This window comes from Massilia niastensis DSM 21313 (assembly GCF_000382345.1).
GTDB classification, from domain to species: Bacteria; Pseudomonadota; Gammaproteobacteria; order Burkholderiales; family Burkholderiaceae_D; genus Telluria; species Telluria niastensis.
Genome location: NZ_KB908092.1, coordinates 53,839 through 79,102, shown reverse-complemented (window position 1 = coordinate 79,102; position 25,264 = coordinate 53,839). Strand labels below are relative to the sequence as shown.

Genomic DNA, 25,264 nt, shown 5'->3' with positions numbered 1-25,264 from the left:
CGGGTCGCCGGCGTTCCAGCTCAGTCGAACTTGCTGAAGTCCGGCTTGCGCTTCTCGAAGAAGGCGGTGAACGCTTCCTTCGCTTCCGGCGCCAGCAGCATGCTGGCGAAGTGGTCGTTCTCGGCGGCGATGGCGGCCTTGATCGGCTCGATGCGGGCACGCTTCATCAGCGCCTTGGTGGTGCGGATCGACGCGGCGGGCAGCGCCACCAGCTTGGCGGCCTGCTGTTCGGCGAAGGCGCGCAGCTCCTCGGCCGGCAGCACGCGCGACACCAGGCCCATTTGCAGCGCTTCGTTGGCGCCGAAGGCTTCGCCCAGCAGCATCTTCTCGGCCGCGCGCGGATAGCCCGCCAGCTGCGTCAGCAGCAGCGAGGAGCCGAATTCCGGGCACAGTCCCAGCTGCGAGAACGGCAGCGAGAACTTGGCGTTGTCGGCCGCGTACACCAGGTCGCAATGCATCAGCAGCGTGGTGCCGATGCCGATCGCGACGCCGGCCACGGCGGCCACCACCGGCTTGGTCGAGCCGGACAGCGCGCGCATGAACTGGAACACCGGGCGGCTTTCGAGCGGCACGCCCGGCACCGGGGCCGAGTTCTTCATGAAGTCGTCCAGGTCATTCCCGGCGGTGAAGATGTCCGGCTTGCCGGCGATGAGGATGGCGCGCACCGCGCTGTCCTGCTCCGCGTCGACCAGTGCGTCCGCCATCGCCTGGTACATCGTGGCGGTGATCGCATTCTTGCGCTCGACGCGGTTGAACTCGATCGTCAGGATGCCGTTGGTTTTATTGATCAACATGTCCATTCAGGTGTCTCCATTGTTTTGCGAAGCTCAATGAACGAGTGGGCGGAAAAATAGTCGGATCAACTACTTTCCCGCCCACGCGGCGATACCGGCGGCCCTGTAGGGCCGCCTTGCTCTTTACACGCGCTCGATGATGCCGGCCGCGCCCATGCCGGCGCCGACGCACATCGTCACCATGCCGTACTTCAGGTTGTTACGGCGCAGCGCGTGCACGACGGTCGCGGCGCGGATCGCGCCGGTTGCGCCCAGCGGATGGCCCAGGGCGATCGCGCCGCCCATCGGGTTGACCTTGCTGGTGTCCAGGCCCAGGTCGCGGATCACGGCCAGCGCCTGCGCGGCGAAGGCTTCGTTCAGCTCGATCCAGTCCAGCTGGTCCTGGCTGATGCCGGCGGCGGCCAGCGCTGCGGGAATCGCCACCTTCGGGCCGATGCCCATGATTTCCGGCGGCACGCCGCGCACGGCGAACGACGAGAACCTGGCCAGCGGCGTCAGGTTGTGCTCCTTCAGGATCTTTTCGCTGACGACGATCAGCGCGCCGGCGCCGTCCGACATCTGCGACGAGGTCGCGGCGGTCACCGAGCCCCTGGCGGCGAACACCGGCTTGAGCTTGGCCATGCCTTCCATGCTGGCGTCGGCGCGCGGGCCTTCGTCCAGGTCCACGGTGCGGCGGCCCACCTTGATCTCGCCGCTCTTCAGGTCCGGCGTGCGGGTGACGATCTCGACCGGGGTGATCTCGTCCTTGAAGTAGCCGGCCTGCTGGGCGGCGATGGCGCGGCGGTGCGATTCCAGGCCGAAGGCGTCCTGGTCTTCGCGCGAGATCTTCCACTGCTCGGCGACCTTCTCGGCGGTCAGGCCCATGCCGTAGGCCAGGCCCACGTTCTCGTCCCTGAAGGTCTCCATGTTGATCGACGGGTGGTGGCCCATCATCGGCACCATCGACATCGATTCGACGCCGCCGGCGATCATCACGTCGGCTTCGCCCACGCGGATGCGGTCGGCCGCCATCGCCAGCGCGGTGATGCCCGAGGCGCAGTAGCGGTTGACGGTGACGCCGCCCACGGTGTGCGGCAGGCCCGCCAGCACCACGGCGTTACGCGCCACGTTGAAGCCCTGCTCCGCTTCCGGGAACGAGCAGCCGACGATGGCGTCGACGATCAGCGCCGGGTCCAGGTTCGGCACCGCCGCCATGGCGCCGCGGATCGCGTGCACCAGCAGGTCGTCCGGACGGGTCTTGTTGAAGAAGCCGCGCGGCGCCTTGCCGATCGGGGTACGGGTCGCTGCGACGATGTATGCGTCTTGAAGTTGTTTGCTCATGATTTCGTCCTGTTCTGTCCGCGCTCAGTGTCGCTCAGTTACGTACCGGCTTACCGTTCTGCATCATTCCCATGATGCGTTCCTGGGTCTTCGGGTTGTTCAGCAGCTCGATGAAGGCCTTGCGCTCCATGTCGAGCAGCCACTGCTCGGACACCATGCTGCCCTGGTCGACGTCGCCGCCGGTCACGATCTCGGCGATCATGTCGCCCAGCTTGTAGTCATAGGCCGAGATGAAGCCGCCGTCGCGCATGTTGACCAGCTGGCCGCGGATCGTCGCCCAGCCGTAGCGGCCGGTGACCGGGACCAGGCGGCGCGCCGGGGCGCGGTAGCCGGCGTCGAACATGGCGCGCGCGGTGGTCTTCGCCACGTGCAGCAGTTCGTACGGGTTGAAGACGATGATGTCGTCGTCCTTCAGGTAGCCCATGGCCTTCGCTTCCAGGGCCGACTTCGACACCTGCGCGGTGGCCGCGTTGGTGAAGCCGGTCTTCAGGAATTGCAGGATGTCGTTGCCCTTGGCTTCGATCGAAGCGCGCACCGCGGCTTCCTTCAGGCCGCCGCCGGCGGGCACCAGGCCCACGCCCACTTCGACCAGGCCGATGTAGGACTCGATCGAGGCCACGCGCTTGCTCGCATGCAGCGCCATCTCGCAGCCACCGCCCAGGGCCAGGCCGCTGACCGCCGCCACCACCGGGATGTTCGAGTACTTCATGGCCATGAAGGTGTCCTGCAGTTCGCGCACCATCGGGTCCATCGCCTTGGCGCCGCCCATCATGAAGGCCGGCAGGGCCGACTGCAGGTCGGCGCCGGCCGAGAATGCGCCGCCTTCGGCCGCGTCGGTGTTCCAGATCACCAGGCCCTTGAAGCCCTTCTCCGCCTCGGCCAGGCCGCGCCGGATGCCCTTCACCACGCCGTCGCCGATGACGTGCATCTTGGTCTTGAGCGAGATGACCAGCACCTCGTCATCCGCGTGCCACAGGCGCACCGAGTCGTCCTCGAACACGGTGGTGCCGGCAGTCTTCGGATCCAGGCCGCTGCCGCCGACGACCGGCGCGCGGAACTGCTGGCGCTGGTAGACCGGCAGGTCGGACAGCGGCACATAGGCTTTCTTCGAGGCCGAGTACGAACCTTCCGGAGTGTGCACGCCCTTCTCGGCGACCACGCCGTCGAACACCCAGCCAGGCAGCGGTGCGTCGCACAGCGCCTTGCCGGCCTCGATGTCTTCCTTCACCCACTGGGCGATCTGGGTCCAGCCGGCGGCCTGCCAGGTCTCGAACGGGCCGACGCTCCAGCCGAAGCCCCAGCGCATCGCGAAGTCGACGTCGCGCGCGTTGTCGGCGATGGTGTCGAGGTGGAAGGCGATGTAGTGGAAGGCGTCGCGGAAGATCGCCCACAGGAACTGCGCCTGCGGGTTGGTCGATTCGCGCATCGCCTTGAATTTCTTGACCGGGTCCTTCTCCTTCAGGATGCGGCCGACGATGTCGGCGGCCTTGGCGCCGCCCGCCACGTATTCGCCGGTCGCGAAGTCGAGGCGCTGGATGTCCTTGCCGACCTTCTTGTAGAAGCCGGCGCCGGTCTTCTGGCCCAGCGCGCCCTTCTCGATCAGCCTGGCCAGCACTTCCGGGGTCTTGTAGACGCCGAAGAACGGATCGTCGGCCAGGGTTTCCTGCATGGTCCGGATGACGTGGCCCATGGTGTCCAGGCCCACGACGTCGGCGGTGCGGAAGGTGCCCGACTTGGCGCGGCCCAGCTTGGCGCCGGTCAGGTCGTCGACCACGTCCACCGACAGGCCGAACTTCTCGGCTTCATGGATGGTGGCCAGCATGCCGAAGATGCCGACGCGGTTGGCGATGAAGTTCGGGGTGTCCTTCGCGCGCACCACGCCCTTGCCCAGGGTCGAGGTCAGGAAGGTCTCGAGCTGGTCGAGGATCTCGGGACGGGTCGACTCGGTCGGGATCAGCTCGACCAGGTGCATGTAGCGCGGCGGGTTGAAGAAGTGCACGCCGCAGAAGCGCGCCTTCAGTTCGGCGTCGAAGCCTTCGGACAGCTTGTTGATCGACAGGCCCGAGGTGTTCGAGGCGAAGATGGCGTTGGCGCCGATGTGCGGCGCGACCTTCTTGTACAGGTCGTGCTTCCAGTCCATGCGCTCGGCGATGGCTTCGATGATCAGGTCGCAGCCGGCCAGCACGTCGAGATTGTCCTCGTAGTTGGCGACTTCGATCAGCGCCGCGTCGTCCTTGTTGCCCAGCGGGGCCGGCGACAGCTTCTTGAGGTTCTCGATCGCGCGCAGCACGATGCCGTTCTTGTTGCCTTCCTTGGCCGGCAGGTCGAACAGCACGACCGGCACCTTGGCGTTCACGCAGTGCGCGGCAATCTGCGCGCCCATCACGCCGGCGCCCAGCACGGCGACTTTCTTGACGATGAAATTGGACATCTTGGAATCCTTGAGTTAGCCGTTGTCCCTGCGCTGAGGGCGCAGGGACGACGTGATGAGAGTTAGAACAGCTCGACGTCCAGCGCCAGCAGGTTCGATGCGCCCGAACGCGCCTGGCGGATCAGCATCGCGGTTTCCGGGTACAGGCGCGCGAAGTAGAAGCGCGCGGTCGCCAGCTTGGCTTCGTAGAACCGGTCGCCCGAATCCTGCTTGGCCAGCGCGATCTTCGCCATCTGCGCGAAGAAGTAGCTGTACACCAGGTGGCCGACGACGCGCAGGTAAGGCACGGCGGCCGCGCCCACTTCGTCCGGGTTCTGGAAGGCCTTCATGCCGATTTCCATGGTCAGCTTGCTGACCTTCTCGCCCAGTTCGCCCAGCGGGGTGACGAACTCGGACAGCGACTCGTCCAGGCCGTTCTCTTCGACGAAGCCCTTGATCTTCTCGCCGAACTTGCGCAGCTTGGCGCCGTTGTCCATCAGGATCTTACGGCCCAGCAGGTCGAGCGACTGCACGGTGTTGGTGCCTTCGTAGATCATGTTGATGCGGGCGTCGCGCACGTACTGCTCCATGCCCCATTCGGCGATGTAGCCGTGGCCGCCGTACACCTGCATCGCCTCCGAGGTGGCGATCCAGCCGTTGTCGGTGATGAAGGCCTTGATGATCGGGGTCAGCAGCGCGACTTCGTCGGCCGCTTCCTTGCGCACGGCTTCGTCCGGATGGTTCAGTTCACGGTCGATCTGCAGCGCGACGTAGGAGGTGAAGGCGCGCGCGCCTTCGGCGTAGGCCTTGGCGGTCAGCAGCATGCGGCGCACGTCCGGGTGCACGATGATCGGGTCGGCCGGCTTGTCCGGGGCTTTCGGGCCCGACAGGCTGCGCATCTGGATGCGGTCCTTGGCATAAGCCAGCGCGTTCTGGTACGCGACTTCGGTCAGGCCCAGCGACTGCATGCCGACGCCCAGGCGGGCGGCGTTCATGAACACGAACATCGCCTGCAGGCCCTTGTGCGGCTGGCCGATCAGGGTGCCGCGCGCGCCGTCCAGGTTCATCTGGCAGGTCGAGTTGCCGTGGATGCCCATCTTCTCTTCGATCGCGCCGCAGAAGATGCCGTTGCGCTCGCCCAGGGCGCCGTCCGCGGTCGGCAGGAACTTCGGCACCAGGAACAGCGAGATGCCCTTCGAGCCTTCCGGCGCATCCGGCAGGCGCGCCAGCACCAGGTGGACGATGTTCTCGGACATGTCGTGCTCGCCGGCCGAGATGAAGATCTTCGAGCCCGAGATCAGGTAGCTGCCGTCGGCCTGCGGTTCGGCCTTCGAGCGCAGCATGCCCAGGTCGGTGCCGCAGTGGGCTTCGGTCAGGCACATGGTGCCGGTCCACTCGCCGGTGGCCAGCTTCGGCAGGTACAGGCGCTTCTGCTCCTCGGTGCCGTGCTCCATCAGGCACTCGTAGGCGCCGTGCGACAGGCCCGGGTACATCGACCATGCCTGGTTCGACGAGTTCAGCATCTCGTAGAAGGAGTTGTTCAGCGAGACCGGCAGGCCCTGGCCGCCGTATTCCGGTTCGCAGGCCAGCGCCGCCCAGCCGCCTTCGACGTACTGCTTGTACGCTTCCTTGAAGCCCTTCGGGGTGGTGACGGTCTTGGTCGCCGGGTCGAAGTGGCAGCCTTCGCGGTCGCCGGAGTGGTTCAGCGGGAACAGTACTTCCTGCGTGAATTTCGCGCCCTCTTCCAGCACCTGGTTGATGATGTCGGCATCGATCTCCTGGTACTTTGGCAGCTGCTTGAATTCGTCGGTGACGTTGAGGAATTCGTGCAGAACGAACTGCATATCCCGAATTGGCGCGACGTACTGACCCATATTTTTCTCCTGACGAAGGTAAAGATGCTTGAAGACGGACGGACTATGCCGCCTGGTGGTCTTGCTGTTGATTGGGATTGCGGTAATTCTCGATCAGCCTCTCGAAACCGGCGCGCGCGCGCTCGACCGAGCCGGGCATGCGCAGGAAGCGGGCGTCGTGGTGCAGGGCCAGGATCAGCCCGTAGATCTCGTAGACCAGCTGCTGGGCGTCGGTATCCGGACGCAGGTGGCCGGCGTCGATCGCCTGCTTCACGCAGCGCAGCAGCGCTTCCTGCCAGGCCGTCACCATCGACACCAGTTGCTCGCGGATCGGTCCCGGGCGGTCGTCGTACTCGACCGCGCCGCTGATGTAGATGCAGCCGGAGGCGATCTCGATCGACACCTGCCTGATCCAGCGCGCGAACATGGCCACCAGGCGCGGCAGGCCGCGCGGCTCCTTGATGCTGGGGTAGAAGACTTCCTGCTCGAAGCGGTGGTGGTAGAGCTTGACCACCTCGAGCTGCAGGTCTTCGCGCGAACCGAAATGGGCGAACACGCCGGATTTGCTCATGTTCATCCGGTCGGCCAGCAGGCCGATCGTCAAACCTTCGAGTCCGTTACGGCTGGCGAGTTCGAGCGCGACGTCCAGGATTGCGGCCCGCGTCTGCTCACCTTTACGCATGAATTTGGCTGAAGTGCTGATAGCTTCCTCTGAATCGAAAAAATCCGAACGCTCGTACTATTATCTATCGGCCGAGGAATGTCAAACATGAACTTAGAGGCGGCGTTCTATTGATTCAGAACAACGTTTGGCGCAGGGAGAAAAGCGCCGGAGGGGACGCTCCGCCGTGGCCATGGCGGCCAAGGGCGAAGCTGTTGTCTTGCTTGTAAAGGTAACGCATTTTTGGGAAACAGGGTGGGCTGTTTGCATTCAACAACGCCCACCCCGCCATCAGCTCCGGCAGCCTTGCCTCATTCCCCCGCCTTGCTCAAGGCGCGCCGGTCGCGCTTGGTCGGTCGCCCCTTGATCGTGCTGCCCGGCTCGGGGAACAGCCGCCGCGCTTCCTTGTCGTTCTCGCGCCGGGAGACGCTCTCGTCGGTCTCGAAATACAGGGTGCGCGCCACCGGCGCCGGGCCGCGCATGTCCGAGATGGCCGCCACGATCACTTCCCAGCGGTCCGAGCCGTTGTCGATCGCGATCTTCTCGTTCACCTTGACCGCGCGCGACGGCTTGATCGGCTCGCCGTCGATCCGCACCCGGCCGCGATCGATCGCATCGGTGGCCAGCGACCGGGTCTTGAAGAAGCGCGCGGCCCACAGCCATTTGTCGATTCGTACGTTATCTTTTTCCATCATCCATCCATTCATCATGCGTAGCCGATAGCAAACACCCGCATCGTCAGTTTATACAGCAGGTAGGCGATTTCATAGCTGGCGCGCTTCACCCAGCCGATGTGCGCGAATTCCTCGGCGCACACCGGCACTCCGTCCGCGATGCCGCGCTCGATGTGCGCGCGCATCGTGGCCGCGAAGGCCCCGTCGAGCACCACCACGTTCGCTTCCTGGTTCAGGAACAGGGACAGTCCGTCGCAATTGCTCGATCCGACCGTGGCCCAGTCGTCGTCGACGACCGCGACCTTGGCATGCAGCTGGGTCTTGCGGTACTCGACCACGCGCACGCCATCGGCCAGCAGCTTCGGGTAGAACGAATGCGCCACCGCATCCTGGATGCGGAACTCCCCTACCCCGATCAGCAGGGTCACCTGGACCCCGCGCTGCGCCGCATGCGCCAGGGCCTTGCGGAACTTGCGTCCCGGCGCGAAGTAAGGCGTGGCCAGCAGCACGCTGTGCTTGGCGCGTCCCAGGGCCTGCAGGTAGGCGCGCTGGATCGTGCTGCGGTTGCGCAGGTTGTCGCGCACCACGAAGGCGGCGCGCGCCGGACTCTCGCAGGACTGCTCGGGCTGCTTGCGCATCTCGCGGAACAGGTTGATACGGTTCTTCAGCTTCAGGTGGCCGACCCGCATCCACTGGCCCTGCGCCTCGTGGTGGATCTGGGTCACCAGCGGCCCGCGCACCTGGACCGCGAAGTCCCAGCGCGGCGCCGGCAGGCGCCGGCGCTCGTCATAGTCGCATAGCCAGTCGTCATTCGTGTTGATGCCGCCAACAAAGGCGACTTCGCGGTCGACGACCGCGATCTTGCGATGCGAACGGGCGATGCCGCGCCGGCACCAGGGGTTGAAGACGCGGTAGTTCACGCCCGCATCGACAAAGGCCAGGCCGAGCCGGGTGGCGCAGCGGTGGCCGGTGCCGACCCAGTCCGCCAGCACGCGCACCTTGACTCCGCGCCGCGCGGCGCGGATCAGGGCGTCGCGCACGGCGCGCCCGGTGTCGTCCTCGGAAAAGATATAGGTTTCGAACAGGACTTCAAGCCTGGCCGCGTCGATCGCCGCGATCAGCGCCGGAAAGTAGGCGGTGCCGCTTTCGAGCAGGGTGACGTCGTTGTTGTCTACATAGGTGACGGAGCGCATGGGCCCTACGCGAGCTGGAGTTCCGCCACGATCGGGGCATGGTCGGACAGCTTGGCCCACAGCGGGCCGTGCATGACCTGCGCATTTTCCACCTTGAATCCACGCACGTAGATCCGGTCGAGGCGGAACCACGGCAGCGCCGCCGGGAAGGTGCGCGCCGGCGCCAGGCGCGGCTGGCGTCCGGCCCAGCTGCGCACCATGTCCCCCAGCGCCGAGCGCGGGCCGAGTTCGTCGAACACCTCGCATACGCCGAGCTCGTTGCGCAGCCGCTCGCTGAGCGTGTTGCGCCAGTCGTTGAAGTCGCCCGCGATGATCACCGGCTCGCCGTTCGAGGAGGCATTCACGGCCTCGATCAGCGCCAGGGCCTGGCGGCCCCGGCTGCCCTCGAACAGGCCCAGGTGCACCACATAGCAATGCACCTTGCCGGCCGCGGTTTCCAGCACGCAGTGCAGGATGCCGCGCTGCTCGTAGGCGTGGTCGGACACGTCGTGGTTGTGCGTGTTTTCGATCGGGAAGGCGCTGAGCAGCGCATTGCCGTGATGGCCGTGGTCGTACACGGCATTCATGCCATACGCGGTGTGATGCGACTCGCCCGCAAAGTAATCGTACTGCGCGGTTTCGGGCCAGTGGCGGTGGCCACGGTCTTCCTTGCCGAAGCGCGCCTGGTAGCGGTCGTGCCGGCCCTGCACTTCTTGTAAAAAGACAATGTCCGCGCTGAATTCGGCGATCGCCTTCTTGAGCGCAATCACCCGGGGCGTGCTGCGCAGCGACGAGACGCCCTTATGAATGTTATAAGTGGCCACACGTATTTTCATGGGAACATTCTAACCGGATCAGGGGCGAATTCCCCTCTGCCAGGCCCAATCGTGCAGCCATCCGCCGGCCAACCCTTTCCCACGCCGGCGCGGCGGGTCCTCAGAATGCGAGCGCCTGCTCCACGATGGCTTCGTGGCCGGTGACCATCATCCTGCGCGCGGGCGCCCGGCGCGCCTTGCTGAGCTCTTCAGCGGAGAGCAGCGGAGCGATCAGGCGCAGACCGCACAGCAGGTCGACATAGAGGCAACCATTGCCGACGCTGATTTCCTTCACCTTTTCCTCGCATGCGAGCTTGGACTCGTCCATCGTTCCTCCTGAATCATCCGGTTATTGATTTGTAACGAATTGTCACGGGGCAGTGAGGCGTTGACGATATTCTACTGATTTCCCAATGTCAAACGTTGAATGTATTGTGCTTGAATTGGATAAACAAATTTCCTTCGGTTATCAAAAAGCCTAAACACGCGCTTTTACGAGCGCCTCATAGGGAAAAATATGTGTTTTACATGCACGAACCCGTGCCATATGCGTGTTTGCGCACGGAAGAAAAAATATAAAGCACCACTGTGCTTTTGCTGAAAAACGTCAGGCAATGCCAGGAACGGCATCCAACGCAGCAGTTAGACCGGCGGGACGCGGCCGGGTTCCCGCGCCGGGATCAGGCGCCGAGATGGCGCGGCAGCAGCAGCACCGCTTCGGCATTCGAGGAGGAAAAACAGCGGTCGGCCGCTTCGAGATACGGCAGCCAGGCGTGGCGCAGGTGTTCGCGCGGGCTGAGGATGACGGGAATGTCGCGCGGCACGCAGACCGAAAACACGTGCTCGGTGTTGTGCGTGACGCCGGGCGCGTAGCGGTGGCGCCAGACCGGATAGATTTCGTAGATGTTGGAGAGATGCCAGTCGACCAGGCGAATCCGCTCGCCGTCGGCGACGATGCCGGTTTCCTCGAACAGCTCGCGCGCGGCCGTCGCCGGCAAGGGCTCGTCGTGCGCATCGAGCGAACCCGTGACCGATTGCCAGAAGCCCGGACGGTCGGCGCGTTCGAGCAGCAGCACTTCCATGTCGGAAGTGTGGATCAGGACCAGGACCGATTCGGGGATCTTGTACGGTTTCATGGACAGATGGCGGCCGGGCGGGCAGCCCGGCCGTGCAGGCGCCGGTTGAACGCATGGACGGCAAAGCCGTCCATGCTGCAGGACGCGGCCGTTGCCGCTCTTAGGCGACCTTCGGCTCGTTGCGCAGGCGGATGTGCAGCTCTTTCAGCTGCTTCTCGTCGACTTCCGACGGCGCGTTGGTCAGGAGACACTGGGCGCGCTGGGTCTTCGGGAAGGCGATCACGTCGCGGATCGACTCGGAGCCGGTCATCAGGGTGATCAGGCGGTCCAGGCCGAAGGCCAGGCCACCGTGCGGCGGCGCGCCGTACTGCAGCGCGTCGAGCAGGAAGCCGAACTTCAGGCGCGCTTCCTCGGCATCGATCTTCAGGGCGCGGAACACCTTGCTCTGCACTTCCTCGCGGTGGATACGGATCGAGCCGCCGCCCAGTTCCCAGCCGTTCAGGACCATGTCGTAGGCCTTGGCGACGCAGGCGCCCGGATTGGTCTCGAGCAGGTCTTCGTGGCCATCCTTCGGCGCGGTGAACGGATGATGGGTCGCGTTCCAGCGGCCCGACTCCTCGTCGTACTCGAACATCGGGAAGTCGATCACCCACAGCGGCGACCAGACGTCGTCGAACAGGCCGGCCTTCTTGCCGAATTCCGAGTGGCCGATCTTCACGCGCAGCGCGCCGATCGCATCGTTGACCACCTTGGCCTTGTCCGCGCCGAAGAAGATCAGGTCGCCGTCTTCGGCGCCGGTCAGTTCCAGGATCTGCGCCAGGACCTCGTCCGAGATGTTCTTGACGATCGGCGACTGCAGGCCGTCACGGCCCTTGGCCTTCTCGTTGACCTTGATGTAGGCCAGGCCCTTGGCGCCGTAGATGGCGACGAACTGGGTGTAGGCGTCGATTTCCGAACGCGGCATCGAACCGCCCTGCGGCACGCGCAGGCCGACCACGCGGCCGCCGGTCATGTTGGCGGCGCTGTTGAACACCTTGAACTCGACGTTCTTCATCAGCTCGGTCAGTTCGGTGAATTGCAGCTTGACGCGCATGTCCGGCTTGTCCGAACCGTACATGCCCATCGCGGTGGCGAAGTCCATCACCGGGAACGGGTTCGGCAGGTCGACGCCGGCCGCGTTCTTGAACACGACGCGCATCATGTCTTCGAACAGGTCACGGATTTCCTGCTCGGTCAGGAACGAGGTCTCGCAGTCGATCTGGGTGAATTCCGGCTGGCGGTCGGCGCGCAGGTCTTCGTCGCGGAAGCACTTGGTGATCTGGTAGTAGCGGTCGAAGTTGGCGACCATCAGCAGCTGCTTGAACAGCTGCGGCGATTGCGGCAGCGCGAAGAAGTTGCCCGCGTTGACGCGCGACGGCACCAGGTAGTCGCGCGCGCCTTCCGGGGTCGACTTGGTCAGCATCGGGGTCTCGATGTCGATGAAGCCCAGGTTGTCGAGGTACTTGCGCACTTCCATCGACACCTTGTAGCGCAGGCGCAGGTTGTGCTGCATCTGGCCGCGGCGCAGGTCGAGCACGCGGTGGGTCAGGCGGGTGGTTTCCGACAGGTTGTCGTCGTCCAGCTGGAACGGCACCGGCACCGACGCGTTCAGCACTTCCAGGGCGCTGGCGTTGATCTCGATCTTGCCCGACTTCAGGTTGGCGTTGGCCGTGCCTTCCAGGCGGTTGGCCACCGTGCCGGTGATGCGCAGGCAGTACTCGTTGCGCACGTGCTCGCCGGCCTTGAAGACATCCGCGTTGTCCGGATGGCAGACCACCTGCACCAGGCCTTCGCGGTCACGCAGGTCGATGAAGATCACGCCGCCGTGGTCGCGGCGACGGTGCACCCAGCCGCACAGGCTGACGGTTTGGCCCAGCAGTTCCTCGGTCACGAGGCCGCAGTAGTGAGTACGCATGGTGGACATAGTTTTCATTCCAGGTTGGTTGATTCGGTGGCGCCGCCGTCGCCGGCGGCCCTGTTCTGTTCTTCGCTTGTTCTGCTATTTGGACGGGATTTCGTCGGGAGCGACGACGCCCATCGAGACGATGTACTTCAGCGCCGCGTCGACGGTCATGTCCAGTTCGACGACCTTGCTGCGTTCCATCATCAGGAAGAAGCCGGAAGTCGGGTTCGGGGTGGTCGGCACGTACACGCTCACGTAGTCGCCGACCAGGTGGTTCTTCACGTCGCCGCCCGGTACGCCGGTCAGGAAAGCGATCGTATAGGAATCCGCGTGCGGATAGGGAATGATGACGGCCTGGCGGAAGGCATTGCCGGACGAGGAAAACAGCGTGTCCGACACCTGCTTGACGCTGCCGTACAGCGAGCTGACCACCGGGATGCGCTTGAGCAGCCGCTCGCCCAGGCGGACGATGAAGTTGCCCACCAGGTTATTGGTCAGCAGGCCCGTCAGGAACACGATCGCCAGGGTCAGCACCGCGCCGAAGCCGGGCACGTCCATGCCGAACATGGTGCGCGGCTGCCAGGCATCCGGCACGAACAGCAGCGACTGGTCCAGCGTGCTGATGATCAGGTTCAACACCCAGGCCGTAATGGCCAGCGGCACCAGGACCAGCAGGCCGGTGAGGAAGTATTTGCGCATCGGGTTCTCTTGTTCTTGTTGGACTGCGGCCCGGGGCCGCAGCCGGATCAGGTACTGCTCGTGCCGCTGCCTGCCGCCGGCGCGGTCGGGGCGGCCGGGGCGCTGTCGGAGGACGACGATGCGGCCGGGCTGGCGGCCGGCGCGGCGCCGGTCGCCGGTGGGGTGCCGCCACGGAAATCGGTGACGTACCAGCCCGTGCCCTTGAGCTGGAAACCGGCAGCGGTCACTTGCTTCTTGAAGGCCGGCTTGGCGCACGATGGGCAGGTGCTCAGGACCGGGTCGGAAATCTTCTGCAGCACATCTTTGTTAAAACCGCACTCGTCGCAGCGGTAGGCGTAAATCGGCATGCTTGATACTCCGCAAAAATCTTCAAAACCCTGAATTATAAAGCTTTTACACGCGGCTTTGCCTGTTTATGCCGCACCTTCCTGCCATACCCCTGTCTAAGCTGCAACCGGGAGCAGTACAGGTGTTGTTTTTCGCCATCGGAGGCGTGGGTTTCGTTTGCCGTAGCCTTGCTATCGGTGATCTAATAGCATCTTTCTTAAAAGCATGTTGGCAGCAGGGAATCCCTGATGCCCCAAGTTAAGAAGAAACAGAAGAGAGCGCGATATTCTCGCCGCTGGTCCGTACAAGAAGACTGACTTTCCGAAGCCCGCGCAAGCGGGCTTTTCTTTTGGTTCGTGGCATTCAGGGTCAGGTCTGTCATTCGGACATGGACGCACAAGCTCTGCGAAATCTCAGAACGGTATGCCGAGATTTCCCCCTCTTTCCGACCTTGTCCGTGATGCGCCGGTTTGGGTGACAAAGTGAGCCGAGCATTGACGAGTTTGGGATGAACAAACCAGCATTTTGAGATAGAGCAAAGGTGCTCGCTCGGTGTCCGAATGACAGACCTGACCCTGATCTTTTAGCGACGCCGCCACACCATCCAGCGTTCCTTGCCCACGAAGATGGGAATCGAACCGTCGACCGCCGCATCCTCGATGCAGTCGAACTGTCCGCCCAGCAGCGCGTCCAGGCGGGTGCGGTCGATGCCGAACGGCGGCCCCTTGGGCGTGCTATCGAAAAAGAAGAAACCGGCCAGCAGCGCGCCCGGGGCCAGCAGTTCGGCCCAGCGCGCCGCGACCCGCGGCCACATGGCCGGCGGCATCGCGCACAGGAAGGCGCGTTCGTACACCATGTCCAGCGCCTGCGCGGGCTGCCAGGCGAAGAAATCCGCTTCCAGCACCCGTTCGCTCCACTTGCCGGCGCCCTGCTTCGCCTGCGCCACCGCGCCCGGCGCGAAATCGATCGCGGTCGCGTCCCAGCCCTGCTCCATCAGCCAGGCCAGTTCGTAGCCGCTGCCGCAGCCCGGAATCAGTACCGTCAGCGGCCGGGCCTGCGCGGCCACGAAGCGCCGCAGCGCGGCCGGCACCCCGCCCTGGTCCCAGGGCGTGAAACCGCGCGCGAAGCGTTCGTCCCAGAACTGCGGGCTGAGCGGATCGCGGCTGGAGAAACCGTGCGGATCAGCCGCCATGGAAATGCAGCAGGTAGAAGCCGACCGCAGCGACGCCCATCCCGACCGCCAGGAAGGTGAGCACGCTCAGCATGCGGTTGGTGCGGCGCTGCTCCATCATCACCATCGCCAGCAGGTCGGCGCTGGCGACGTGCGGATTGGCCAGGTGCGGGTGGGATTCACGCTCCAGCGCCTGGTGCAGCAGGCGCGGCAGCTGCGGGAAGATGTGGGCGTAGCGCGGCGCCTCGGCCTTCAGGCGCTCGACGAAGCCCTGGAAGCCGACCTGCTCGGCCATCCAGCGCTCCAGGTAGGGCTTGGCGGTCTTCCACAGGTCGAGGTCGGGGTCGAGCTGGCGGCCCAGGCCTTCGATGTTCAGCATGGTCTTTTGCAGCAGCACCAGTTGCGGCTGCACCTCGACGTTGAAGCGGCGCGAGGTCTGGAACAGGCGCAGCAGGACCTGGCCGAAGGAAATGTCCTTCAGCGGCCGGTCGAAGATCGGCTCGCAGGTGGCGCGCACCGCCGACTCGAGCTCGTCGACGCGGGTGCTGGGCGGCGCCCAGCCCGACTCGATGTGGGCCTCGGCCACGCGCTTGTAATCGCGCCGGAAGAAGGCCAGGAAGTTCTGCGACAGGTAATCCTTGTCGAAGTCGTTCAGGGTGCCGACGATGCCGAAGTCGAGCGCGATGTAGCGGCCGAAGGTTTCCTTCTCGACCGATACCAGGATATTCCCGGGGTGCATGTCGGCATGGAAGAAGCCGTCGCGGAACACCTGGGTGAAGAAGATTTCCACGCCATCGTTCGACAGCTTCTTCAGGTCCACGCCCGCCGCCGCCAGCCGGTCGATCTGCGACACCGGGATGCCGCGCATGCGTTCCATCACGATCACGCTGCTGGAGCAGTAATCCCAATACATTTCCGGCACCATCAGGAGCGTGGAATTGGCGAAGTTGCGGCGCAGCTGGCTGGCATTGGCCGCCTCGCGCATCAGGTCCAGCTCGTCGTGCAGGTATTTGTCGAACTCGTCCACGACCTCGCGCGGCTTGAGGCGCCGGGCTTCGCCCCACACGCGCTCGATCAGGCTGGCGGCCAGCTGCATCAGCGCGATGTCTTCGTCGATCAGTTTCTTCATGCCCGGGCGCAGCACCTTGATCGCCACGTCCTTGCCGTCCCTGAGCTGGGCGAAGTGCACCTGGGCGATCGAGGCCGAGGCCACCGGGACGCGGTCGAAGTGGGCGAACAGCTGGTCAGGGTGGGCGCCGAGCGAGCGCGTGATCTGGGCCACCGCGAGTTCGGAATCGAAGGGCGGCACCCGGTCCTGCAGCAGCGACAGCTCGTCCACGATATCGGGCGGCAGCAGGTCGCGCCGGGTCGAGAGCAGCTGGCCGAACTTGACGAAGATCGGGCCCAGCTCCTCGAGCGCCTGGCGCAGCCGGATCGCGCGCGGCGAGGTGATGCGGCGCCAGAAGAAGAAGGTGTTCATCAGGCGCGCGGTGCGCGGCGCGTTGATGCTGGAGACGGCGATCTCGTCCAGTCCGTACTTGGTGAAGACGGTGAGGATGCGCAGCAGGCGCAGGAATTTCAATATCATCGGCGTTCCGAAGTCAGGTCGCTACCGGGGCGGGTCGTCGCGGCGCTGGCCGCCAGCCGCTGTTCCAGCCTGGCGATGCGCTTGGCGGTGCGCTCGACGTCGTCGCGCAGGCGCACGACGTCGCCGGCGAACTCGTCGCGCATCAGCGGCCGCACCAGCACCGGCCTTTCCTCGGCCAGGAACTCGGCCATGTTCTCGGCCAGCCTGCGCCCGACCCCGAGCACCCCGGCCGTGGTGGCGCGCGCGCCTTCGGCCAGGCGGCGCGCGCCGACCGGGCCGACCACGCGCTCGAGGTCGTGCTCGGCATCCCAGCGCAGGCCATTGGCCAGCTGCGAGATCGTGTTCGCGAACTCGGCGTCGCCCTCGATCTTCACGTAGGACAGCGCGCGCGCGCGGTCCTGGGCGATCAGCGGCAGGTCGGTCAGCTTCAGGCGGATGGTCACATTCGCCTCCGGAGCGCCGGCCGGCCCTTCCCCACGGCTGGCCTCGAGCATGCCGTCGCGCGCCACACGCATGCGCAGCACGACGGGACCCGTATCGATACAGGCTTCCTTGCCGGCATGGCGCGCCAGCACATCGCGCGCCCAGGCTTCCTGGGCCAGCAGGTGGTTGATCACGGCCAGGGCCGGGGCGGCCAGGGCGCGTTGCGGCGACAGTGGGAAAGGACTCGGGAACATGGACATCACACGTCAATAAAAAAAACCGCCCGGGAAAAGCGGGCGGTCCTGATCTTACCAGTTTGCCGGGCGCAAACCCGGCAGCACAGGAACTTTACCTGAAAATAATTCAGGACAGCTGCTGGATACCCGCGAGCACCCAGCCGCCATTGCCCGACAAGGGCTTGGACATGTTCCAGACCTCGGTGAACGGCTCGGCCGGCGCGTTCTGGGCGGTACGCATCATGCCGTTGAACTGCACGCTCGCCAGGTAGTCGGTGGCGGTGGTCTCGATGCCCAGCAGCTGGGCGTCGATAGCCACCACGTCGGTGAAGTCGGCCACGCCGCCGCGTTCCTGGATCTGCATCTTCAGCTCGGCGAACACTTCCGGCGAGGTGAATTCGCGCAGGTCGTTGGTGTCGCCACGGTCCCAGGCCGCCTGCATGCGGATGAAGGACGACTTGGCATGGCGCAGGAAGGACTCGCTGTCGAAGTCGCCCGGCACGCCCCACTGGGCATGGGGAGCGGCGGCGCCGGCAACGGCGGCAGCCGGCACGCCCTTGTCGAAGGACACGCCGCCCTGCGGCTGCTGGCCCCCGAAAGCCGACGGCTGCCAAGCCGGCTGGCGCAGGCCGGAGCCGATGTCAGGCGTGGCGACCGCGCCGGCAGGCTGCGGCGTGCCGAAGGCGTTCTTGAACTGCGGGTTGGCCGGGGTGTCCTTGCGGCGGAACATGCGCACGATGAACAGCACGGCCAGCGCCAGCAGGGCGATCATCAGGATGGTCGCGATCGCGCTGGCGAACGCGCCGCCGATGCCGAAGTGCGACAGCAGCGCGCCCAGGCCGAGGCCGAGCAGCGCACCGCCCAGGATGCCCTTCCACATGCTCGGCTTCTTGGCTGCCGCGGCGGCCGCGCCGGCGGTGCCCGCAGCCGCGGCCGGGGCCGCGCTCGGCTGGCGCTGGAAGGCCGGGGCCGGCGCCGGCGCCGGGGCCGGCATCTGGCGCACGGCTTGCGACTGGCGGCCGATCGAGCGCTTGCCGCCCAGCGGGCGCGCGGTCGCTTCGGCGATCATCGAGACCGCGGTGACTGCCAACATCATCGTGACCAAAAACTTTTTCATCATGTCTTCCTAGAGTTTGATACCAGTGTGCAATGCGGCCACACCTGCCGTCAGGTTGAAATACTGGACCCGATCCAGTCCCGCGTCGAGCATCATCCCCTTCAGGGTTTCCTGGTCGGGATGCATGCGGATCGACTCCGCCAGGTAGCGGTAGCTTTCGGCGTCGCCGGCGATCTTCTGGCCCAGCCACGGCAGCACCGAGAACGAGTACACGTCGTAGGGCTTCCGCAGCGGCGCGATCACCTTCGAGAATTCCAGCACCAGCAGCTTGCCGCCCGGCTTGAGCACGCGGCGCATCTCCGCCAGCGCCTGGTCCTTGTGCGTCATGTTGCGCAGGCCGAAGGCGACGCTGACCCGGTCGAAGTAGTTGTCGGGGAACGGCAACTTCTCCGCGTCGCACAACATGGTGGGGATGACTAGTCCTTTATTCAATAGACGGTCGCGGCCGACGCGCAGCATCGATTCGTTGATGTCGGTGAGCCAGACCTCGCCGGTATGCCCGGCCTGCTTCGCGAACGCCTTGGCCAGGTCGCCGGTGCCGCCGGCGATGTCGAGCACCTTGAAGCCCGGCCGCACGCCGGCCTGGGCGATCGTGAACAGCTTCCAGGCGCGGTGCAGGCCGGCCGACATCAGGTCGTTCATGACGTCGTACTTCGATGCGACCGAATGGAAAACCTTGGCGACTTCCTGGACCTTCTGGTCCTCGGCAACGGTCTTGTAGCCGAAGTGGGTGGTATTGGTCATATGAGCATGCGGATTGGTCTTGCCACATTATACAAGCTGGCTGGCCTGTGCCGGATGCCAGGGCGGCGCGCACGCATGCCAGGCGTACTACAGCGAGAAATTGCATTATGTATAATTCGCCAATTCGCCGATCGGCATCCGCCGCATTCGTTTCCAAGCCGCCATGCGCATCCGCACCCGCCTCCTGATCCTCGTGCTGTCCGTGCTGGTGCCGTCCTTCGTCGCCGCAGCGCTGGCGGTGGCCTATGTCTACCGCGAGGGACAGGTGTCGCAGGCCGAGAGCGTGGCCGAGGCGACCCGCGCCTTCGCCCTGCTGGTCGACAATGAAATCCAGAGCAGGGCCGGCATCCTCCATGCCCTGGCCGGCTCGCCCTCGCTCAGCCGGGGGCGGCTGGAAGAGTTTTATGCCCACGCCCGGCGCATGGCGCCGACGGCCGAGTCGACCATCATCCTGGTCGAGCCGGGCGGACGCCAGCTGCTCAATACCCGGGCCCCGTATGGCGCGACGCTGCCGCTGCGGCGCGTCTCGAATATCGACGAGCTGATGCGTGAACAGGGCGCCGAGCGGATGCTGGTGTCGGACCTCTTCATGGCCCCGCTCGGCAAGCGCCACGACTTCACGATCCAGGTGCCGGTGCGCATCGACGGCGCGCTGCGCTATTTCCTCGTCATGGGCGTCAACGCCAGCGCGCTGCAACCCCTGCTCAGGCGCCAGCATTTCCGCGACGACTGGCTGGCCACCGTGGTCGACCGCCAGGGCATGGTGCTGGCCCGTTCGCGCCAGCCGGAAGCCTTCGTCGGCAGCCCGATCCGCACCTACAGCCGCATGCGCCTGAACACCGCCAGCGAAGGCGTGTACGAGAGCCGCAGCCTGGACGGCATCAGGGTGCGCGCCTTCTTCAGCACGGTGCCGAACACCGGCTGGAAAGTATTGGTCAGCATCCCGGTCAGCGAGATCCGGCGCGTGCCGCTGCAGGCCGCGGCCATGCTCGGCGGTCTCATGCTGCTGCTGCTGGCGGCCGGGGTGCTGGCGGCGCGCCGCCTGGCGGCGCAGGCGATCCGGCCGATCGAGTACCTGGAGCGCAGCGCGGAAGAGCTGGGCCAGGGCAAGGAGGTGCGCTACGAAGCGCAGGGCCTGGCCGAGATCGACGGCGTGGCCCTGCGCATGGCCGAGGCCAGCCGCAAGATCCTGCATGCGCAGCAGGAACTCGAGCAGCGCGTGGCCGAAGCGGTCGCCGCCACCGAACGCGCGCAGAGCGCCCTGCTCAAGTCCCAGAAACTGGAGGCGCTCGGGCGCCTGACCGGCGGCATCGCGCACGAATTCAACAACCTGCTGCAGACCCTGACCACGGCGCTGCAGCTGGCCGGGATGACCTCCACCCAGTCCAGGGTGCAGGGACTGATCCAGACCTGCCAGAAGACGGTGCAGCGCGCCACCGCCCTCACCGGCCAGCTCGGCTCGTTCGGGCGGATCCAGGAAGCGCGCCTGGAAACGGTCGATCCCGGCAGGCAACTGCGCAGCGCGCTCCAGCTGATACGGGGCGCGCTGCGCGACGATATCTCGCTCGAGGTCGACTGCGGGGAAGGCCTGTGGCCGGTGACCGTCGAGCCCTTGCAATTCGACCTGGCGCTGCTGAACCTGGCGATCAATGCGCGCGATGCGATGCCGCGCGGCGGCGCCCTGCGCATCGCGGCCGACAACCACGCGCTGGCGCTGCCGCCCGGTCCGCTGGCGCCGGGCGACTACGTGCGGGTGCGGGTGCAGGACAGCGGTTGCGGCATGCCGCCCGAGGTGCTGGCGCGCGCCCTCGATCCCTTCTTCACCACCAAGGCCCAGGGCCAGGGCACCGGCCTCGGACTGCCGCAGGCCTACGCGTTCGCGGCGCAGTCGCAGGGCCTGCTGCTGCTCGACAGCGAACCCGGCCAGGGCACCCGGGTCGACATCTACCTGCCGCGCGCAAGCCTGCCGGTCCGCGCCGCGCCGCCGCCGGAGGCCGCCCTCCCCTTGCCGCGCGCACGCGGCACGGTGCTGTTCGTGGAAGACGATCCGCTGGTGCGGGAAGCGGTCTTGCATGCCCTGGAGGAATGCGGATTCGAGGTGTTGGTTGCCCACAACGGCGAACATGCCGTCGAACTGCTCGATAGCGGCATCCTTCCAAGGATTGTCTTTTCTGACATCGTCATGCCGGGTAAGATCAGTGGCATCGATCTGGCCGGCATCGTGCGCCAGCGCTACCCGGCCATGCCGGTCGTGCTGGCCACCGGCTACACCGAGCGCCAGGCCGCCATTCCCGGCGTGCAGGTGCTGGCCAAGCCCTACCCGATCGAGAAGCTGGTGGCCTTGCTCGCCAGCGCCCGTTAGTCACCGTAAACGGCCGTTTGATGCTTCAGGGAACCGTTTCGAGCATTAGAAAAATATCAACATTTGTGCGCCGCGTAAGCGCGAAATGCGGTTTAATGATGGGAACGCTTTCCGTGCGAGGGCCGTCAGGCGCCGCACCAAATCGGCACCCAAGGTGAGTCCCTTCCGGCAGGGATGACACCATGTCGGCATGGCCTGATGCCATCGGATGAACGAGGATAACGGTGTCTGTTAAACGTTTGTTATGCGTAACGAATGAGGATGGCGCCTATGCGCGCGTGGTGTATGGCGAGCTGCGCGCCTGGGACGTCTGCCTGGTCGACACCGTGGCCGCCGCGCGCAAGGTGCTGTCGCAGCAGCATTACGCCGTCGGCCTGCTGCTCGACAGCGGCGACTCCACCCGCGACGAAGAAACCGAGCGCTTCCTGCGCCGCCACCATCACGTGCGCTGGATCGGCGTGTTCGATCCGGTCCGCCTCGAACAGCCGGCGCTGCGCCACCTGATCGCGACCCACCTGTTCGATTTCCATACGCGGCCGGTGGACCCGCTGCGGCTCCAGCATTCGCTCGGCCACGCGCACGGCATGGCGGTGCTCGGCAAGACCCCGCAGCCGAACCCGCGCTCGGCCGCCGCCGGCCGCATCACCGGCAACTCGGAAGCCATCGTGCGCCTGCGCGCCCACATCGCCAAGATCGCGGCGGTCGACGCGCCGGTGCTGATCTCGGGCGAAAGCGGCAGCGGCAAGGAACTGGCGGCGCAGGAAGTGCACGCGCGCTCGCAGCGCGCCGCCGGCCCTTTCATCGCGATCAACTGCGCCGCCGTCGCGCCGGCGCTGATCCACTCCGAACTGTTCGGCCATGAACGCGGCGCCTTCACCGGCGCCGCCAAGGACAAGCAGGGCCTGCTCGAAGCCGCGTCGGGCGGCAGCATCTTCCTCGACGAGATCGGCGACCTGCCGCTCGACCTCCAGGCCAGCCTGCTGCGCTTCCTGCAGGAGCGCGTGATCTACCGTGTCGGCAGCACCCGCACCATCGCGGTCGATGCGCGCGTGATCGCCGCCACCCACGTCAACCTGCCGCAGGCCGTGGCCGCGGGCCGCTTCCGCGAAGACCTGTACTACCGCCTCAGCGTGTTCCCGATCCGGGTGCCGCCGCTGCGCGAGCGCAAGGAAGACCTGTCCCTGCTGACCGAACTGGTCTTCAACAAGTATGCCGAGGAACGCAGCCCGCAGCTCAAGGGCGTGAGCAGGGAAGCGCTGCAGGCGATGGCCCAGTACGACTGGCCGGGCAATGTGCGCGAGCTGATCAACCGCGTGCGGCGCGCGATGGTGCTCGCCGAGCACCGCCTCCTGATGCCGGAAGACCTGGAACTGCCGGGCATCGTCCCGCTCAGCCCGGTCCAGGATGGCCTCGGCAACACGCGCCTCAACGCGGAGCGGGCCGCGATCTGGGACAGCCTGGCGCGCAGCGGCAACAACATCAGCCAGGCCGCGCGCGACCTCGGCGTCTCGCGCATGACGCTGTACCGCCTGATGGCCAAGCATTCGATCTCGCCGTAGTTCCGCCGTCCTCTCCTCTCCTTTTTCTCTTTTGTGACACTTGCGGGCGCCGTCCGGCGCGGCGTCCCGCCGCGTCCGTTCGTTCGTCCACTCATGCGTACGGCATGGACGCAGGCGTTCGTCTTCATGTGTCCCCGCACATCTGCGACAACTTTTGTCGAAAAGTGTCACTGCTGTCACACCGTTGAGACAGCTGCTCCTGCAGCCATTGACTACCCTCATCAATTTCCACGCGCCTTACGTTAGCTCATCAAATTAGTCCTACAAATCAGTGACTTGGAACATGGAATTGCGCTGGCACGGCAAGTGCTAATTGGAAGATGGACCGGCAGCATCTCGGCGCCGGACATCTCAACTCAGTGACACAAGGGGAGTCATAATGAAGCGCACTATCCTGGCAACGGCGATCGCCCTGGCATTCGGCATGGCACATGCACAAAGCACTGCGGAAAATACGATCGATGGCGACCGCAACCTTGCGGTCGCGGTGTCGAACCAGACGATCAAGACGGACAACAGCACCTACACGGACAACAGCGACAACAGCAAGACGGCGACCATCACCAACACCGAGACCGACACCAGGACCAACAACATCACCAAGAACGACAACGACACCAAGACCAACACTTTCACCAATACCGAGACCGACACCAAGACGACGACCATCACCAAGAACGACAACGACACCAAGACGACGACCATTACCAAGAACGACAACGACACCAAGACTTTCTCGAATACCGAGACTGATACCAAGACGACGACGATTACCAAGAACGACAACGATACCTACACCAAGACGACCGACAATTCGGGCCAGAACAACAGCGAGGGCGATGCCGCCTCCGCGTTGGGCGCTGCAGCGGCCAACAACGGTTCGACCGCGACTTCCTCGATCACCAACTCGTTCAACACCTCGACCGCCACGGCTACCAGCATCCTGAAGGGCGCCGTGATCGGCAACGAGATCAGCAACATCGGCAACTACGCCACCAACAGCGGCGACGCCAACGGCGGCAAGGGCTATGGCGCGAAAGGCGGTGACGGCGATGGCGGCAAGGCCGTCGGCATCGCCGGGGACGGCGGCAACAGCTATGCCGGTGACGGCGCACGCGGCGGCTCCAGCGGCGACGCCAAGGGCGGCGATGCCCGCAGCGGCAGCGCATCGGTCGGCGACGCCAACGGCGCCAACGGCGGCTACGGCGGCGCCACCGGCAACGCCAGCAGCGGCGACGGCGGCCGTGGCGGCTCGGGCGGCAACGCGATCGCGGTCGGCGGCGGCGGCGGAGATGGCGGCAAAGGCGGCTCGGGCTTTGGCGGCCGTGGCGGCTCCGGCGGCTTCGGCGTCGGCGGCGACGGCGGCCGTACCGGCTACCTGGCCGGCGGCAACGGCGGCACCGGCGGCGGCGCGGGTAGCGGCGATGGCGGCTCCGGCGGCGGCGGCAGCGCAACCGGCGGCGCAGCCGGCGGCGGCGGCGGCGGCGGCGGCGCGAGCGGCTCGCTCCAGGTTGGTGTGAGCGTCGGTGTCGGCGGCGGCAACGGCAATGGCGGCGATGGCGCCGATACCCAGACCGGTGGCGCAGGAACCGCTGGCGGTAACGCCAACACTGCCGGTGCTTCGACCGGCGGCGCAGGCGGCGCAGGCGGCGCAGGCGGCGGAGCCACCAACACCACCGGTTCCGGCGCGGCTAGCGGCGCTGCCACCGGCGGTGCAGGCGGCGCAGGCGCAGCCCTGACCAGCACTGGCGGTGCAGGCGGCGCAGGCAACGGCGCGGCAGGCGGCGCAGGCGCGGCAGGCAGCGGTGCGGCAGGCGGAGCAGGCGGCGCAGGCGCTGCCGGCACCGCAACCGGCGGCGCGGGCGCGGCAGGCGGCGCGAGCGGTGCGGCGTCCAACACTGCCGGTGCGGGCGGCGCAGGCGGCGCGGCCACCAACGGCGACGCGAGCAGCACGGCGTCCTCCGGTGACACCAGCAGCGGCGACGGCGGCGCAGGCGGTGCGGGCGGCGCAGGCGGCACCGGCGGCGCAGGCGGCAGCAGCGGCACCAACACCGCTGGCGCAGGCAACGGCGGCGCAGGCGGCGCGGGCACCGGCGGCGCAGGCGGCACCAACAACGTGACCACCGGCGCGTTCGACATGTCGAACGCGATGACTGGCACCGCCCAGTCGGCTGCGGGCATCATGGTGATCAGCCAGAACTCCGGCCTCTCCTCGCTGATCCAGCAGAGCGTCAACGTCCAGTCGAACATGAACGTCGGCGGCCAGTAACACCAACTGCCGTCACGCGGCTCCGGCCGCGTGACGGCTTTTTCAAGCGAGA

At 66.0% G+C, this 25,264-nt stretch carries 21 protein-coding genes; 3 read left to right on the top strand and 18 right to left on the bottom strand.

What is annotated here, in order from left to right:
- Positions 1-20 precede the first annotated feature (20 nt).
- The 18 genes from H162_RS0111910 to ubiE form a co-directional block, all read right to left on the bottom strand.
- The gene (locus H162_RS0111910; RefSeq protein ID WP_020653699.1) at positions 21-800 is read right to left on the bottom strand and encodes an enoyl-CoA hydratase; all 780 of its coding nucleotides are present in this window, start codon (positions 798-800) and stop codon (positions 21-23) included.
- A 117-nt stretch (positions 801-917) separates the two neighbouring features.
- Positions 918-2,114: an acetyl-CoA C-acyltransferase gene (locus tag H162_RS0111905; RefSeq protein WP_020653698.1), complete on the bottom strand. Its 1,197-nt coding sequence runs from the start codon at positions 2,112-2,114 to the stop codon at positions 918-920.
- 34 nt (positions 2,115-2,148) lie between these two features.
- Positions 2,149-4,545, bottom strand: a complete 2,397-nt coding sequence (locus H162_RS0111900) for a 3-hydroxyacyl-CoA dehydrogenase/enoyl-CoA hydratase family protein (protein ID WP_020653697.1) — start codon at positions 4,543-4,545, stop codon at positions 2,149-2,151.
- A 62-nt stretch (positions 4,546-4,607) separates the two neighbouring features.
- Positions 4,608-6,398 carry an acyl-CoA dehydrogenase C-terminal domain-containing protein gene (locus H162_RS0111895; protein ID WP_026354541.1) on the bottom strand — a complete coding sequence of 597 codons (1,791 nt, stop codon included), beginning with the start codon at positions 6,396-6,398 and terminating at the stop codon, positions 4,608-4,610.
- Positions 6,399-6,441: 43 nt separating this feature from the next.
- Complete coding sequence (locus H162_RS0111890; RefSeq protein WP_020653695.1) at positions 6,442-7,059, bottom strand: TetR/AcrR family transcriptional regulator; 618 nt, start codon at positions 7,057-7,059, stop codon at positions 6,442-6,444.
- 290 nt (positions 7,060-7,349) lie between these two features.
- On the bottom strand, positions 7,350-7,733 hold the full coding sequence (locus H162_RS0111885; RefSeq protein WP_020653694.1) for an RNA-binding S4 domain-containing protein: 384 nt from the start codon (positions 7,731-7,733) through the stop codon (positions 7,350-7,352).
- Between the two features lie 11 nt (positions 7,734-7,744).
- Positions 7,745-8,905 (bottom strand): cardiolipin synthase ClsB, encoded by a 1,161-nt coding sequence (clsB, locus tag H162_RS0111880; RefSeq protein ID WP_020653693.1) that lies wholly within the window; start codon positions 8,903-8,905, stop codon positions 7,745-7,747.
- 5 nt (positions 8,906-8,910) lie between these two features.
- On the bottom strand, positions 8,911-9,720 hold the full coding sequence (locus H162_RS0111875; RefSeq protein WP_026354540.1) for an endonuclease/exonuclease/phosphatase family protein: 810 nt from the start codon (positions 9,718-9,720) through the stop codon (positions 8,911-8,913).
- A 100-nt stretch (positions 9,721-9,820) separates the two neighbouring features.
- The gene (locus H162_RS0111870) at positions 9,821-10,027 is read right to left on the bottom strand and encodes a hypothetical protein (RefSeq protein WP_020653691.1); all 207 of its coding nucleotides are present in this window, start codon (positions 10,025-10,027) and stop codon (positions 9,821-9,823) included.
- A gap of 352 nt (positions 10,028-10,379) precedes the next feature.
- Positions 10,380-10,835, bottom strand: a complete 456-nt coding sequence (nudB, locus tag H162_RS0111865) for a dihydroneopterin triphosphate diphosphatase (protein ID WP_020653690.1) — start codon at positions 10,833-10,835, stop codon at positions 10,380-10,382.
- A 100-nt stretch (positions 10,836-10,935) separates the two neighbouring features.
- Entirely contained in the window at positions 10,936-12,738 is a 1,803-nt protein-coding gene (gene aspS / locus H162_RS0111860; RefSeq protein WP_020653689.1) for an aspartate--tRNA ligase, read from the bottom strand.
- Positions 12,739-12,813: 75 nt separating this feature from the next.
- Entirely contained in the window at positions 12,814-13,416 is a 603-nt protein-coding gene (locus H162_RS0111855) for a DUF502 domain-containing protein (RefSeq protein ID WP_020653688.1), read from the bottom strand.
- 47 nt (positions 13,417-13,463) lie between these two features.
- The gene (locus H162_RS0111850; protein WP_020653687.1) at positions 13,464-13,763 is read right to left on the bottom strand and encodes an FmdB family zinc ribbon protein; all 300 of its coding nucleotides are present in this window, start codon (positions 13,761-13,763) and stop codon (positions 13,464-13,466) included.
- 563 nt (positions 13,764-14,326) lie between these two features.
- Positions 14,327-14,935 (bottom strand): methyltransferase domain-containing protein, encoded by a 609-nt coding sequence (locus H162_RS0111845; protein WP_020653686.1) that lies wholly within the window; start codon positions 14,933-14,935, stop codon positions 14,327-14,329.
- Positions 14,925-16,502 carry a ubiquinone biosynthesis regulatory protein kinase UbiB gene (gene ubiB / locus H162_RS0111840; RefSeq protein ID WP_020653685.1) on the bottom strand — a complete coding sequence of 526 codons (1,578 nt, stop codon included), beginning with the start codon at positions 16,500-16,502 and terminating at the stop codon, positions 14,925-14,927. The genes H162_RS0111845 and ubiB overlap by 11 nt, the downstream gene beginning before the upstream one ends.
- The gene (locus tag H162_RS0111835) at positions 16,499-17,185 is read right to left on the bottom strand and encodes a ubiquinone biosynthesis accessory factor UbiJ (RefSeq protein ID WP_020653684.1); all 687 of its coding nucleotides are present in this window, start codon (positions 17,183-17,185) and stop codon (positions 16,499-16,501) included. The genes ubiB and H162_RS0111835 overlap by 4 nt, the downstream gene beginning before the upstream one ends.
- A gap of 103 nt (positions 17,186-17,288) precedes the next feature.
- Positions 17,289-18,278: a Tim44 domain-containing protein gene (locus tag H162_RS0111830; protein WP_026354538.1), complete on the bottom strand. Its 990-nt coding sequence runs from the start codon at positions 18,276-18,278 to the stop codon at positions 17,289-17,291.
- Positions 18,279-18,287: 9 nt separating this feature from the next.
- On the bottom strand, positions 18,288-19,022 hold the full coding sequence (ubiE, locus tag H162_RS0111825) for a bifunctional demethylmenaquinone methyltransferase/2-methoxy-6-polyprenyl-1,4-benzoquinol methylase UbiE (protein WP_020653682.1): 735 nt from the start codon (positions 19,020-19,022) through the stop codon (positions 18,288-18,290).
- 163 nt (positions 19,023-19,185) lie between these two features.
- On the opposite strand from ubiE, the gene H162_RS32645 reads away from it, so the two are divergent.
- From H162_RS32645 to H162_RS0111810, 3 genes are all read left to right on the top strand, one after another.
- Positions 19,186-21,384, top strand: coding sequence for a hybrid sensor histidine kinase/response regulator (locus H162_RS32645; RefSeq protein WP_020653681.1), 2,199 nt, complete (start codon positions 19,186-19,188; stop codon positions 21,382-21,384).
- A gap of 224 nt (positions 21,385-21,608) precedes the next feature.
- Entirely contained in the window at positions 21,609-22,943 is a 1,335-nt protein-coding gene (locus H162_RS0111815; protein WP_026354537.1) for a sigma-54 dependent transcriptional regulator, read from the top strand.
- Positions 22,944-23,322: 379 nt separating this feature from the next.
- Complete coding sequence (locus H162_RS0111810; protein WP_020653679.1) at positions 23,323-25,212, top strand: hypothetical protein; 1,890 nt, start codon at positions 23,323-23,325, stop codon at positions 25,210-25,212.
- Positions 25,213-25,264: the final 52 nt, after the last annotated feature.

Coding starts and splice junctions, on each gene's coding strand:
- H162_RS0111910 (WP_020653699.1), bottom strand. CDS start 800: ATGGACATGTTGATCAATAAAACCAACGGCATCCTGACGATCGAGTTC.
- H162_RS0111905 (WP_020653698.1), bottom strand. CDS start 2,114: ATGAGCAAACAACTTCAAGACGCATACATCGTCGCAGCGACCCGTACC.
- H162_RS0111900 (WP_020653697.1), bottom strand. CDS start 4,545: ATGTCCAATTTCATCGTCAAGAAAGTCGCCGTGCTGGGCGCCGGCGTG.
- H162_RS0111895 (WP_026354541.1), bottom strand. CDS start 6,398: ATGGGTCAGTACGTCGCGCCAATTCGGGATATGCAGTTCGTTCTGCAC.
- H162_RS0111890 (WP_020653695.1), bottom strand. CDS start 7,059: ATGCGTAAAGGTGAGCAGACGCGGGCCGCAATCCTGGACGTCGCGCTC.
- H162_RS0111885 (WP_020653694.1), bottom strand. CDS start 7,733: ATGATGGAAAAAGATAACGTACGAATCGACAAATGGCTGTGGGCCGCG.
- clsB (WP_020653693.1), bottom strand. CDS start 8,905: ATGCGCTCCGTCACCTATGTAGACAACAACGACGTCACCCTGCTCGAA.
- H162_RS0111875 (WP_026354540.1), bottom strand. CDS start 9,720: ATGAAAATACGTGTGGCCACTTATAACATTCATAAGGGCGTCTCGTCG.
- H162_RS0111870 (WP_020653691.1), bottom strand. CDS start 10,027: ATGGACGAGTCCAAGCTCGCATGCGAGGAAAAGGTGAAGGAAATCAGC.
- nudB (WP_020653690.1), bottom strand. CDS start 10,835: ATGAAACCGTACAAGATCCCCGAATCGGTCCTGGTCCTGATCCACACT.
- aspS (WP_020653689.1), bottom strand. CDS start 12,738: ATGTCCACCATGCGTACTCACTACTGCGGCCTCGTGACCGAGGAACTG.
- H162_RS0111855 (WP_020653688.1), bottom strand. CDS start 13,416: ATGCGCAAATACTTCCTCACCGGCCTGCTGGTCCTGGTGCCGCTGGCC.
- H162_RS0111850 (WP_020653687.1), bottom strand. CDS start 13,763: ATGCCGATTTACGCCTACCGCTGCGACGAGTGCGGTTTTAACAAAGAT.
- H162_RS0111845 (WP_020653686.1), bottom strand. CDS start 14,935: ATGGCGGCTGATCCGCACGGTTTCTCCAGCCGCGATCCGCTCAGCCCG.
- ubiB (WP_020653685.1), bottom strand. CDS start 16,502: ATGATATTGAAATTCCTGCGCCTGCTGCGCATCCTCACCGTCTTCACC.
- H162_RS0111835 (WP_020653684.1), bottom strand. CDS start 17,185: ATGTCCATGTTCCCGAGTCCTTTCCCACTGTCGCCGCAACGCGCCCTG.
- H162_RS0111830 (WP_026354538.1), bottom strand. CDS start 18,278: ATGAAAAAGTTTTTGGTCACGATGATGTTGGCAGTCACCGCGGTCTCG.
- ubiE (WP_020653682.1), bottom strand. CDS start 19,022: ATGACCAATACCACCCACTTCGGCTACAAGACCGTTGCCGAGGACCAG.
- H162_RS32645 (WP_020653681.1), top strand. CDS start 19,186: ATGCGCATCCGCACCCGCCTCCTGATCCTCGTGCTGTCCGTGCTGGTG.
- H162_RS0111810 (WP_020653679.1), top strand. CDS start 23,323: ATGAAGCGCACTATCCTGGCAACGGCGATCGCCCTGGCATTCGGCATG.